At 68.9% G+C, this 12186-nt stretch carries 10 protein-coding genes; 4 read left to right on the forward strand and 6 right to left on the reverse strand.

The window, feature by feature from the left end:
* Positions 1-223: 223 nt before the first annotated feature.
* A complete protein-coding gene (locus ASG52_RS02655; protein WP_056238628.1) occupies positions 224-2374 on the reverse strand; it encodes a peptidase domain-containing ABC transporter in 2151 nt (716 codons plus the stop codon).
* Positions 2371-3657: an HlyD family secretion protein gene (locus ASG52_RS02660; protein ID WP_056238630.1), complete on the reverse strand. Its 1287-nt coding sequence runs from the start codon at positions 3655-3657 to the stop codon at positions 2371-2373. Before ASG52_RS02660 ends, ASG52_RS02655 begins: the two co-directional genes overlap by 4 nt.
* 408 nt (positions 3658-4065) lie before the next feature.
* Between ASG52_RS02660 and ASG52_RS02665 the strand changes: the two genes are divergently transcribed.
* The 4 genes from ASG52_RS02665 (at position 4066) to argF (ending at position 8117) form a co-directional block, all read left to right on the forward strand.
* On the forward strand, positions 4066-4266 hold the full coding sequence (locus tag ASG52_RS02665; RefSeq protein ID WP_056238633.1) for a hypothetical protein: 201 nt from the start codon (positions 4066-4068) through the stop codon (positions 4264-4266).
* A 563-nt stretch (positions 4267-4829) separates the two neighbouring features.
* Positions 4830-5717, forward strand: coding sequence for a helix-turn-helix domain-containing protein (locus ASG52_RS02670; protein WP_056238635.1), 888 nt, complete (start codon positions 4830-4832; stop codon positions 5715-5717).
* 166 nt (positions 5718-5883) lie between these two features.
* A complete protein-coding gene (locus tag ASG52_RS02675) occupies positions 5884-7080 on the forward strand; it encodes an aspartate aminotransferase family protein (protein WP_056238638.1) in 1197 nt (398 codons plus the stop codon).
* Between the two features lie 71 nt (positions 7081-7151).
* Positions 7152-8117 (forward strand): ornithine carbamoyltransferase, encoded by a 966-nt coding sequence (argF, locus tag ASG52_RS02680; RefSeq protein ID WP_056238642.1) that lies wholly within the window; start codon positions 7152-7154, stop codon positions 8115-8117.
* 207 nt (positions 8118-8324) lie between these two features.
* Here the strand turns inward: argF and ASG52_RS25865 are convergent, their stop codons facing one another.
* The 4 genes from ASG52_RS25865 to ASG52_RS02695 form a co-directional block, all read right to left on the reverse strand.
* Entirely contained in the window at positions 8325-8585 is a 261-nt protein-coding gene (locus tag ASG52_RS25865; protein ID WP_082552312.1) for a DUF3892 domain-containing protein, read from the reverse strand.
* A gap of 211 nt (positions 8586-8796) precedes the next feature.
* On the reverse strand, positions 8797-9231 hold the full coding sequence (locus ASG52_RS02685; RefSeq protein WP_056238644.1) for a hypothetical protein: 435 nt from the start codon (positions 9229-9231) through the stop codon (positions 8797-8799).
* 234 nt (positions 9232-9465) lie between these two features.
* Positions 9466-10476, reverse strand: coding sequence for an alpha/beta hydrolase (locus tag ASG52_RS02690; protein ID WP_286158917.1), 1011 nt, complete (start codon positions 10474-10476; stop codon positions 9466-9468).
* Positions 10477-10635: 159 nt separating this feature from the next.
* Positions 10636-12114, reverse strand: coding sequence for an MFS transporter (locus ASG52_RS02695; protein WP_056238650.1), 1479 nt, complete (start codon positions 12112-12114; stop codon positions 10636-10638).
* Positions 12115-12186: the final 72 nt, after the last annotated feature.

The following is a 12186-nucleotide window of genomic DNA, read 5'->3' on the forward strand; positions in this document are numbered from 1 at the left end:
GATTTCCCCGCGGCGGGCCATGCCCGGCCCGCCGCGGGGCAACCGGTCCTCCCCTCATCCTCCCACCCACCGCCCTCATCCTGAGGTGCCGCGTTAGCGGCCTCGAAGGAGGGCTCCAGGGATCGCGCGCGTACTGGAGCCCTCCTTCGAGGCTTCGCTACGCTCCGCACCTCAGGATGAGGGGATTTGGGTGGGATGAACCACCCCCCAATCAAACCGGCTCTCACACCGTCGCCGTCTCCCGCGCCTCCGCCCGGCTTGCGGAAAAATCGTAGCGCAGGTCGGCATGCGCCACCGTCGCGGGTCGGTGGGCGACGATGATGCGGGTCATCTTGAGGTCGCGGAGCGCCGCCGCGATGACCGCCTCGGTGGGTTCGTCGAGCGCGCTCGTGGCCTCGTCGAGGAACAGGATCTCCGGGCGCCGGTAGAGGGCGCGGGCCAGGATCACCCGCTGGCGCTGGCCGCCGGACAGCGTCGAGCCCATGTCGCCGACCAGCGTCTCGAAGCCCATCGGCGTGCGGGCGATGTCCTCCAGGATCGCGGCGCGGGCGGCGCATTCGCGAATCCAGCCGGGATCGGGGCGCTCGTCGAAGCAGGCGATGTTCTCGGCGATCGAGCCGGCGAACAGGCCGTCGTCCTGCATGACGCCGGCGATGCGGGAGCGGTAGGCGGCCGCACCCCGGCTGCGGATGTCGCGGCCGTCGACCAGCACCGCGCCCTCGCTCGGCACGATCAAGCCCATCAGCACCCGCATCACGCTGCTCTTGCCGCAGCCCGAGGGGCCGGTGATGGCGAGACTCGCCCCCGTTGGGACGGACAGCCCGAGATTGCGGAAGACCCAGGGCTCGTCGGCGCCGTAGCGCAGCGACAGGCCCGCCGCCCGCAGCGCCGCACCGCGCACTTCGCCTTGGGCCAAAGCCGGGGCGGCCACGGCCTCCGGGGGGCTCAGCGTCCCGGCGGCGTGCTCCTCCGGCTCGGTCATGACGATGTCGGCGAGCCGGTCGGTCTGGACGTTGAGCATGCGCAGCTGGAAGCCCGCCTGCATCAGGTTGCCGATGCGGGTCGAGAACTGGTCGCGATAGGCCAGGAACGCCACCAGCATGCCGAGCGACATGCGCTGGTCGATGACGGCGCCGGCCCCCAGCACCAGCAGCACGAGCCGGTCGGCCCCGAACAGGAACTCGTTGCCGCGCCCGAACACGAGATCGAGCCGCTGCAGCCGCAGCCGGGCGTTCAGCGCCTGGACGAACTGGTTCATCCACACGCCGCGGCGGCGCTCGCGCAGGTTCAGCAGCTTGACGCTCGCCATGCCGCGCACGGTCTCGATGAAGTGGCTCTGCTGGCGCGCTTCCGCGACCAGCGCCTCCTCGGTGCCCTCGCGATAGGCCTTGTAGGCGATGATGCGAAGCCCCGCGGTGAGCACGGTGGAGGCGAGCGCCACCAGCGCCAGCCAGCCGCCGTAGACGAACAGCATGATCAGCATGCCGACCGACATGATGCCGTCCAGCGCCGCCTGAACGAGGTCGGTGGTCAGCCCCTTCTGGATGGTCGAGAGCGAGCCGAAGCGGGAGATCACGTCGCCGACATGGCGCTTCTGGAAATAGTCGAGCGGCAGCCGCGACAGGTGGTCGAACAGCGAGCCCGACCACTGGTAGTTCAGCTTCGAGCCCGTCAGCATGATCGCCCAGGTGCGGGTGACGCCGAGGCCCAGTTGCAGCAGGAGCAGCAGGGCGAGGCCGAGGCCGACCACGAGCAGCAGGTCGCGGTCGCCGTTCACGATCACCTCGTCGATGACGATCTGCGAGGCGACCGGCATCAGGATTGAGACGAGTTCGATGCCGAGCGACAGCGCCAGGATCTGCGCCATCGCCCCGCGGATGCCGGCCAACCCCCGGAACAGGTCGGGGATGCCGAACCGGCGCTCGAGCTTCTCCCGCACGAAGCTCTGGTTCGGCTGGACCTCCAGCGCCACGCCGGTGAACTCGCGCGAGGCCTCCACCAGGCTCAAGGTCCGGCGGCCGCGGGCGGGGTCGTGGATGACGATGTCCCGGCGGCGCACCTCGGCCAGCACGACGAAATGGTTGAGGCCCCAATGCAGGATGCACGGGGTGCGCGACCGTCCGAGGTCGTCGAGTTCGACCCGGAGCGCGCGGGCCGCGAGACCCATCGTGCCCGACAGGTCGATGAGGTTGCGCAGCGTCATGCCCTTGAGCGAGAGGGCGTGGCGCGCCCGCATGGTGCCGAGATCGACCGCGCGGCCGTGATAGCCCAGCACCATCGCGAGACACGCCATGCCGCATTCGGCGGCTTCCGCCTGGAGCAGCACGGGCAGGCGGCGGCCGAAGCCGAACTTGAGGTCGGCGATCAGGCTCATCGGATGCCTCCGTCGGTCACGAGATCGACGCTGCGCTTGACGCGGGTGATGGGGTCGAGGAGCCAGCGGTAGAGCGGGCGCTTCTCGAGCGCGATGTCGGCCTCGACCCGCATGCCGGCCTCCAGCCGCCGCGGCTCGCCATAGGCCGTCACGCTGTCGGCGTCGGGCCGCACGACGATGCGGTAGACGCCGCCGACCTTGTTCGCGGGATCCCGGCCCGCATCGGGGGCGGCGTTCCCGTCCTCCAACGGCGCGCGGGTCACCTCGGTGACTTGGCCGCCATAGAGGCCGAAGCGCTGGAACGGGAAGGCGGCGTAGCGCAGCATCACGGTCGCACCCGGCTCGATGAAGCCGATGGCCGAGGAATCGACATAGAGGTTGGCCTGCAAGCGCCCCTCGCTCGGCAGCAGGGTGAGCAGGCTCGCGCCCGCCGCCACGGTCTGGCCGGCCTGCGCCCGGATCGAGGTGAGGATGCCACGCTCGGGTGCGCGGACCTCGATGGCGCGGCGCGCCTCGCTCTCGGCCCGCTGCTGTTCGAGCTGGGCCGCGGTGCGGTCGAGTTCGGCCAGATCGCGGGCGAGCGTCTCGTCGTAGGTCGCGAGCTTGGCCTTCAGGTCGCCGAGTTTCCCTGAGACCTGAAGGCCGTTCTGGCGGAACTGGGCGAGCTGCGAGGTCGCCTGGAGATAGAGGTAGTTCTGGGTCTGGAAGTCGGCGGCGCGGGCGAAGCCCTTGGCCACCGCGTCGGCGAGTTCCTGGGCGCGGGTCTTGAGCGGGGGCACCAGCTTTTCCTGAAGTGCGACCTGCTCGGCGACGCGCTCGCCCTGCTCCTCCAAGTTGGCGATCTGCTCCTCCAGGCCGCGCTTCTCGGCCTCGGCCATGGCGGCACGCGCCGTGCGCTGGCGCTCGACGCTGTCGCGCTGGCGGGCGAGCTGGGCGATCACCCGCTCCTGGGTCGGGCCGCTCGCGGAAACCGCATCGAGATCGATGGTGAACAGCAGTTGCCCGCGCTCGACCCGCTCGCCCTCCTTCACCCCCGAGGCGCTGACCCGGCCCGCGAGCGGACTCGCGACCGTGATGAGCCCGACATCGGGCGCCAGCAGCCCGTCGGCGTGGACGCGGCGGGTATAGGTGCCGAGCCACGCGTAGAGCGCGACCGCGGCGACGAAGCCGAGGCAGAGCCGGACGACGATGCGCACCGGCAGCGGCTGGACGATCTGCGCCTCGCCGAGCCACGCGCTGCGGCGGGCCTCGGCGACCTCCTGGCGGAACAGGGGCTTGGTCACCGGCGGCCCCCCTCGGCGTCGATTCGGGTCGCGGAAGATGCGTCATCCCGCCGCAGTATTTCGATTAATCTCAATTTTTTCAGTTTGTTAGCTCCCAATTTCCCCGGCCGCGGCCTCTCGCCGGCTCCCAGGTCAATTTTTGATCCCTCACGGTCCCCCCCGCGACATTCCGTCAACGGGGCCCGAGCGCTGCCGCGATCCTCGGTTGCGGCCGGCGAAGAGCAAAATGTGACCATCGATCGTGTTCCCGAGCAGTCTGGAGCCGATCCAGGCAACGGCAAGGGTTGCGCGCTGAGACAATATCCGTAACTTCGACAGCAGAGCAGCACAACGAGCCGCTCTTATTCCACGGGAAGACAAAAAGACAGAACGTCTTTCTCAGTATCGTGCGATCCGCAGGAGAAAACCATGCAGCAGAACATTGACACCATTCGCGAGCTCGACGCTGCGGAGCTGGATCAGGTCGGCGGCGGGCTGTCCCTGGGCCTCGGCCTCGAGGTCGATCTCAGCCAGGAGCTGGGCGCGGTGTCCGGCACGGTCGATCAGGTCGGCGGCCTCGTGGGCGGCGTGCTCGACAAGGTGCTCGGCGCGGCCGGCGGCCTCGTCTGAGACCTGACAGGGTCGGCATGCCTCGCGCGACGCCCAGAGCCGCACCGGCTCCGGCCGGACGGCGGTCGGGCGTGTCGTGAGACACCCTGGAGCATCGTCCCGAAAGGTGGTTTCCGGCTTTCGGAAAAAGACGATGCGGCACAAGGATACAGAGCATCGTCCTGGATCCGATATCCAGGACGATGCTCGAGAGCCGGATCCGACCTGATCGCATCAGGTCGGCGTCTCTAAGGTCTTGTTTTACTGCGCATTCTTTCGACGAACCGGCCTCCGCTTCGTCGGAATGCGCTCTCAAAGACCCGGCCCGCCCGCGCGCAGCGAGTTCAGCCCCGCCGCGCGGGTGGGCCTTTGCCCGTTCCCGTCTCGGGAAACGCGGCAGCGGAACGGGCGAGAAAAACGTCCGTTCACCCGATGACACGGCCCGGATACGACGGGCCCGGTCGGTGGAGAGGGAGCGACATCCGCGACGCGGCCGTCCGCAGGGGAAGCGGGCGCCGCCAAGGATCGTCCAAGATCGTCAATGGAGCGCCCGACGGCGCCGACATTCGGGAGCGATGCCAAGGATGGGCGTGCCCTTCGCCAACGGATGCGTGCAGGGAGAGGTGAGTGCCCCGCCCGACCGGGTGTTCGGGCGGATCGAGGCCAGCGGCGTCGAGGGGCTGGCCTTCATCGACTACGCCTACGGCGCGCCCGGCCACAGCACGCACAGCGTCGGCGGCTTGCTGGTCGGCACGTGGCACGGCGAGCCCTGGACCCGGCTGACCTTCGCCGGCGAGGCCGAGGGCGAGGCGCCCGAGGAATGGTCGGGCGAGACCTTCGTGCTGCGCGGGCCGGGCTATGCCGGCCACACCCGCTGGAACGGCCGCTACCGCGCCCGCTACATCGCCTTCTCCCCCGGCGCGGTCGAGCGGATGACCGAGACGCCGCTCGCCGACCTCCCCGTTCCCTCGACCGCCTGCGACCTGACCGAGCGGATGACCGTCTTCCACCTGCTCGCGGCGCTCGGTCGGCAGGCCGAGGAGGAGGGCGGTGGCGCCGACCCGCTGCTCCTCAACAGCGTCGGGCTCGCGGTCCTGCGGGCGTCGGGGGCGCTGCCCGCCGCGCCCGCACGCCGCAGCGCGACCCTGACCCGGCGCCAGGCCGCGCGCATCCGCGACCTCGTCGCCGCCCGGATCGGCACGCCGCTGACGCTGGGCGAGATGGCTGAGGCCGCAGGCCTCTCCGAGGGCTACTTCGTGCGCGCCTTCAAGGGCTCGTTCGGGGTGACGCCCTACCAATACGTGCTGCGCGAGCGCGTGGCCCTGGCCCAATCGCTGATCCGCACCGGCACGGTCTCGCTCAGCGAGGCCGCCGCCCGCTCAGGGTTTCCCGACGCCCGCCGCATGGGTCGCACCTTCCGCAAGGTGACGGGGCGCTCCCCCACCGCCACCGCCCGGCTGCGCAGCGCCTGATCCGACCGCGCCACGGCTGAGCCGGCAAAGGACGCTGTCAAGACACACCCGGCCGTCCGCAACGTTGCGGACACCCCCTTTTCCAGTGTAATCGCGACCGTGCCGCCCGCGTCCCGAGGCGGCACTTTCGTTTGGAACGCTCTTCGTCCCCTTGTCGAGGACCCGGATGACCGCGACCTCCGCCCTGCTGCCGACCTATGCCCGCGCACCGCTCGCCTTCGAGCGCGGCGAGGGCGCTTGGCTCGTGACGGAGCGCGGCGAGCGATATCTCGATTTCGGCGCCGGCATCGCGGTCAACGCGCTCGGCCACGCGCATCCCCACCTCGTGGAGGCGCTCACCACCCAGGCGCAAAAACTCTGGCACACCTCGAACCTGTTCCAGATTCCAGATGGCGAGCGGTTCGGCCGGCGGCTCGTGGACGCGACCTTCGCGGACGTGGCCTTCTTCGCCAATTCCGGCGCCGAAGCGAACGAGGCCGCCATCAAGATGGCGCGCAAGTACCACGCGGCCGGCGGCCATCCCGAGCGCTACCGCATCGTCACCTTCGAGGGCGCCTTCCACGGGCGCACGCTCGCCACCATCGCGGCGGGCGGGCAGCAGAAATACATCGACGGCTTCGGTCCCAAGGTCGAGGGCTTCGATCAGGTGCCGGTCGGCGATATCGACGCGCTGAACGCCGTGATCGGCCCCGAGACCGCTGCCCTGATGATCGAGCCGATCCAGGGGGAGGGCGGCCTGCGGGTGATCCCCGGCGAGATGCTGCGCCGCCTGCGCGCGCTGTGCGACGAGCATGGCCTGCTCCTCATCATGGACGAGGTCCAGACCGGCGTCGGACGCACCGGCAAGTTCTTCGCGCATGAATGGTCTGGCGTGACGCCGGACATCATGAGCGCGGCCAAGGGCATCGGCGGCGGCTTCCCGCTCGGCGTCTGCCTCGCCACGGCGGAAGCCGCCCGCGGCATGGTCGCCGGCTCCCACGGCACCACCTTCGGCGGCAACCCGCTCGCCATGGCAGTCGGCAACGCCGTGCTCGACGTGGTGCTGGGCGAGGGCTTCCTGGCCCATGTCGAGCGGATGGGCCTGCTGCTGACGCAGAAGCTCGCCGGCCTCATCGACCGCCACCCGCACGTCTTCGTCGAGATGCGCGGGCAGGGGCTGATGCGCGGCCTGAAGCTCAACCTGCCGAACACCGAGTTCGCCGCCGCCGCCCGCGCGCGGCACCTCCTGGTGATCCCGGCGGGCGACAACGTGGTCCGTCTCTTGCCGCCGCTGATCGTCGGCGAGGCGGAGGTGGACGAGGCCGTGGCCCGGCTGGAGGCCGCGGCGACCGATCTGGAGGCGCAGATGCGCGGCGCGGCCTGAAGGGCTTTTCCCTTGAGTCGCCTTGAGCGGCGCCTCAAGGGCCCCCGGCCGCCTCGCGAAGCGAAGATTCAATGAGCACGACCCTGAACGGCAGCGGGCGCCAAGCCCACCCCACCCAAGTCCGTCACTTCCTCGACCTCAAGGATTTCTCCGCCGAGACTCTGCGCGGCATCCTCGATTCCGGCGCGGACATCAAGCGCGCGCGGGTGAAGGGCCGGCAGGCCGCCGAGCGCCCGCTCACCGGCAAGACCCTGGCCATGGTGTTCGACCGGCCGTCGACCCGCACCCGCGTCTCGTTCGACGTCGGCATGCGCGAACTCGGCGGCGACACCCTGATGCTGACCGGCAAGGAGATGCAGCTCGGCCGCGGCGAGACGGTGGCGGACACCGCCCGCGTGCTGTCGCGCTTCGTCGACGCCATCGTGATCCGCACCCTCGACCACGCCCTGATGCTGGAGCTGGCCGAGCACGCCGAAGTGCCGGTGATCAACGCGCTCACCAAGGTCTCGCATCCCTGCCAGATCATGGCCGACCTCATGACCTTCGAGGAGCATCGCGGGCCGATCCGGGGCCGCACCGTCGCGTGGTCGGGCGACGCCAACAACGTGCTGGCGAGCTGGGTCCACGCGGCGGCCCGCTTCGACTTCACCCTCAACGTCGCCGCGCCCGACGAGCTGGCGATGCCGGCCGCCCTCGTCGCCTGGGCCGAGCGCGAGGGCGCGCGCGTCCACGCCACCAAGGACGCCTACGAGGCCGTGAAGGGGGCGGATGCCGTCGTGACCGATTGCTGGGTCTCGATGGGCGACGACGACGAGCATTTCCGCCACAACCTGCTCTCGCCCTACCGGGTCGATGCCGCGCTGATGGCGCATGCGGCACAGGACGCGATCTTCCTCCACTGCCTGCCGGCGCATCGCGGCGAGGAGGTCACGGCGGAAGTCATCGACGGCCCGCAATCGGTGGTGTTCGACGAGGCCGAGAACCGGCTCCACGCGCAGAAGGGGATTCTGGCGTGGTGCTTGGGGGATGAGGCGTAAGCCTCTCCGTACCGAAGCCGATCGATCGAGGCGCTTCGTACGCATCCCCTCGCCCCGCACGCGGGGAGAGGGTGTCGTCGGCCAAGCGAAGGTGTGACCTGCTTGTGCTCTGTATTTTCGAAGCGCTGCATTGTTGCGGCTACGGCCTACTCATCCGAGCGCATCAAAGCAGGGGCCTGGGCTTAGTGCCCAGGCCCCTGCTGTCAGTTAGCAGTCCGGAAGTTCATCCAGATTATTGCGCGTGGTGTTATCCCGGTCGGTGCGAAGATACTTACCGTTTGGCCCCGGCACGACACGGATCTCTGTCCGTCCGCTGGTCCAGGGGACATAGTAAGTGTGAAGGCCGTTCTCGATGTCGTAGATGGCATCCGCCTTTGCACGGGGTGACCAAGAGTGGCCATCCGCACACAAGGCTGTGATGTCGCCCTGCCAGTCCTTACGCGTCTTCGTTACCGGACGATCTGCCATTTCATAGCTCCTTTGATGGAGCCGGGCTTGACCCAGGGCTGGCAGGCGCAATTATAGAGCCTGCTGTGAGAGTAGCCTGTCCCGCGCCCGGCATCCAGCTGTGCGGGTCGGAACTTCCGGGCCGTTGGGTGTACGAGACCCAACGGTCCTTCCATTTCCGGCAGTCAATCTTGTGCACGCACTTTCGTGCGTAACTTCGAAGTTCGAGGCGTCAGGATTGTTCCTGATAAGACTCCTCGTAACGGTTGCTTTCGCCTAGATCCTCCGCGGTCTCGATCATGGCGCCATCGACCATGTACCGACCGTAGGAAACCCTCTGGATATGCTTGCGTCGCGTTAAATAGCCGAGAGCATTGTAAATCTCTTTAGGCTTTGCTTCGACGCCTGATTTTTCGATTGTCTTCCTAAGGTCCTCGACCGTCCAAGTGCCGGTGCGCGGCATAAGTTGGACGACGACCCCAAGAACGTCACCCGCGTTTGGCGTTCGTATCGGGCGAAGCGCATCGGTGATCCGCTGCACAACCTGCTGCTTCTCAACCGGCGAGAGAGTCTCAAGCAGGCTGAGAATGCCGCGGACCATCGCATCTACGCGAAGGGCCGAGGCATCGTCGGCAGTGTCGGAGCGGTATTCCTGAGCGGCACCCATCGCTAGAGTATGCAGGGCGCAGAGTTCGCTGTCTAGTGCAATCGAATGATTTAACGTCCCATTAACTACGGCGCCCCTGATGAGCACAAGGCCAAGCCGCTATCCAGCGGCTGGCCATGGCAGCTTATCCACAGGGACTGTCGGACCGAGCATACTCTGCAGCGATTCGGGCAATCATGGACAGACCTCTTTCCCCCGTACGGGGACAGGGGACATTCGGCTGAATCCGAACGCCTAATCGGCTTCCGCCCGCTCCAGAAACGCCCCATACGCCGTCGTCACCGCCCCCGTCCGCTCGAAATGCGGGAACGCGCCGGTCGGCAGGCGCAGCACCGTCCAGTTCGGGCGGCCAACGACTTCGCCGACGTGGCGGTAATCCACGAAGTCGCCGCGCGACCCGTGGACCATGAAGATCGGAAGCCGCAGCGCCTCGTAGACCCGCGTGGTGTCGTCCGGGAACAGGTAGCCGGCGATGAACGAGAACGGCGCGTGCTCGGCGCCGGGCTGGTGGGCCGAGAGCTGGTCGTAGGCGAACAGGCCCTCGTCGATGTCGCGGCTGCCCCAGGTCTTTTCGAGGAAGAAACGCATGCTGGGCGCGCTCACCAGCGCGTCGAAGAGCGGGCGGCCCCAAAGCGGGAAGGCGGCGACTTGGCGCGCCATCGCACTGCCGCGGTGGCTATCGAGCGGGCCGCGGCCGGAGAGGCGGGCGTCGAACCCGGTCGGGCTGATCAGGCCCAGACTGGCGAACACCTCCGGCCGGTCGAGGGCGGCACGGGCCAGGAACGCGCAGGACAGGGACAGGGCCATCGCATCGATCGGGACGCCGCCGTGGCGGGCGGAAATCTCGGCGGCTGCGTCGAGGATCGCGTCGGCCATGAGGCGCGGCGTGTAGATCCGATCCGCCCGCTCGGACGAGCCGAAGCCCGGCAGTTCGAGAGCGTAGACCGGCCGCGATCCGCGAAAGTGCTCGTAGAGCGGCCGGACCTCGTAGGCGTTGGCCGCCGCGTTGATCGAGTGGATCAGCAGCAGCGGACGGCCCGCCCGCGCATCCGCCGCGTAGAGGCCGACCGCGCCGGCGCGGGTACGCAGCCGCGTCCGGCGCCCTGGCAGGGCCGGGGGGAGGGGCCCGCCGCGGGTGCGGCCGAGATGGCTCCAGGCGATCCAGGCGCCCGCCGCCGCCAGCGGCAGCAGGGCGGCGGCCTTCAGGGCCTTGCCCCGCCCGACCGATCTCCGTGTCCGATCCACCCGCATCCTCCGGCCTGAAGCATCGTCCTGGATCGTATCCAAGACGATGCTTCAGGTTCTTGTGCCGCATCGGTTTTTCCGAAAGCCGGTTCCCACCTTTCGGGCCGATGCTCCAGCGATGTCCGGCGACAACGCGAGGCCAGGCAGAGGTTTCCCGTCTCAGGCCGAAGCCAGCGGCTTCGACACGTCCTCCAGCGACTTGCCCTCGGCCGCGGTGGCGTAGAGTCCGCCGACCACCGCCGCGACCGCCATCAGCGCGGCGCCGATGAGGTAGCCGACCAGCACCCAATCGCGCGAGCCGGTCTCGACCAGCGTGCCGAACAGGAGCGGGCCCGAGACGCCGCCGATGCCGGTGCCGATGGCGTAGAAGGCCGCGATGGCGAGCGCGCGGATCTCCAGCGGGAAGGTCTCGGCCACCGTCAGGTAGGCGGAACTGGCCGCAGCCGAGGCGAAGAAGAACACCACCATCCAGGCCGCGGTCTGGCCCACGGGGCCGAGGATGCCGAGATGGAACAGGTATCCGACGACGGCGAGCAGCACCGCCGAGATGCCGTAGGTCGCCGCGATCATCGGGCGCCGGCCCACGGTGTCGAACAGCCGCCCGAGCAGGAGCGGACCGAGGAAGGAGCCCAGCGCGAAGGGCAAGAGGTACCAGCCGACATCGCTGCCGGGCACGTTGTAGAACCGCTCCAGCACCAGGGCGTAGGTGAAGAACAGGGCGTTGTAGAAGAACGCCTGGGCGATCATCAGCGCGAGCCCGACGAAGGTCTGGCGGCGGTTCGACACGAACATCGCGTTCGCCACCTCGGAGAGCGGCGTGTGGTTGCGGACCTTCAGCTTGAGGCGCCGGTTCGGGTCGGGCGGAGGCAGGGTGACGCCCGCGTCGGTGAAGCGCTTCTCGATGCCGGTCACGACCCGGTCGGCCTCCGCGGCGTAGCCGTGGGTGACGAGCCAGCGCGGGCTCTCGGGAATCCACGTGCGCAGGAGCAGGATCACGAGGCCGATGCCGCCGCCGACGAAGAAGGCCACGCGCCAGCCCCAGGCCGGGTCGATCACCTCAGGCCGCAGGAGCGCGATCGACAGGAACGAGCCCAAAGCCGCGCCGATCCAGAACGAGCCGTTGATGACGAGGTCGGTCCAGCCGCGCACGCGGGCCGGGATCAGCTCCTGGATGGTCGAGTTGATCGCGGTGTACTCGCCGCCGATGCCCGCGCCCGTGAGGAAGCGGAACAGGCAGAAGCTGTAGATATTCCACGACAGGCCGGTGGCGGCGGTCGCCACGAGGTAGAGGGCCAGCGTGATGAAGAACAGCTTTTTCCGGCCGATCCGGTCGGTGAGCCAGCCGAAGCCGAGCGCGCCGGTCACGGCGCCGATCAGGTAGGAACTCGCCGCGAGCCCGACGTCGAACTCGGTGAAGGCCATCGGCTCCTTGCGCAGCGCACCCACCAGCGCGCCGGCCAGCGTCACCTCCAGCCCGTCGAGGATCCACGTGATGCCCAGCGCCACGATGACGAGGGTGTGGAAGCGGCCGAACGGCAGCCGGTCGAGCCGGGCGGCGATGTCGGTCTCGATGACGCTGCCCGCCGCCACCCGTTCGGGCGCCTGGGCGCCGGCCTGACCTTCCACGCGGCTCGTCATTGGGCCCCCGTTTACCGTGAATCCGGACTCTTGTTCGCAACGACGCGTGAGGCGCGGCGCGTATCCGACTCC

The sequence above is a fragment of the Methylobacterium sp. Leaf456 genome (genome assembly GCF_001425465.1).
Classification (GTDB): domain Bacteria; phylum Pseudomonadota; class Alphaproteobacteria; order Rhizobiales; family Beijerinckiaceae; genus Methylobacterium.

Excerpts from the sequence above, each read along its gene's own strand:
- ASG52_RS02675 (WP_056238638.1), top strand. The coding sequence starts at position 5,884 with ATGACCGCGACCTCCGCCCTGCTGCCGACCTATGCCCGCGCACCGCTC.
- argF (WP_056238642.1), top strand. The coding sequence starts at position 7,152 with ATGAGCACGACCCTGAACGGCAGCGGGCGCCAAGCCCACCCCACCCAA.
- ASG52_RS02655 (WP_056238628.1), bottom strand. The coding sequence starts at position 2,374 with ATGAGCCTGATCGCCGACCTCAAGTTCGGCTTCGGCCGCCGCCTGCCC.
- ASG52_RS02685 (WP_056238644.1), bottom strand. The coding sequence starts at position 9,231 with ATGGGTGCCGCTCAGGAATACCGCTCCGACACTGCCGACGATGCCTCG.
- ASG52_RS02670 (WP_056238635.1), top strand. The coding sequence starts at position 4,830 with ATGGGCGTGCCCTTCGCCAACGGATGCGTGCAGGGAGAGGTGAGTGCC.
- ASG52_RS02665 (WP_056238633.1), top strand. The coding sequence starts at position 4,066 with ATGCAGCAGAACATTGACACCATTCGCGAGCTCGACGCTGCGGAGCTG.
- ASG52_RS25865 (WP_082552312.1), bottom strand. The coding sequence starts at position 8,585 with ATGGCAGATCGTCCGGTAACGAAGACGCGTAAGGACTGGCAGGGCGAC.
- ASG52_RS02695 (WP_056238650.1), bottom strand. The coding sequence starts at position 12,114 with ATGACGAGCCGCGTGGAAGGTCAGGCCGGCGCCCAGGCGCCCGAACGG.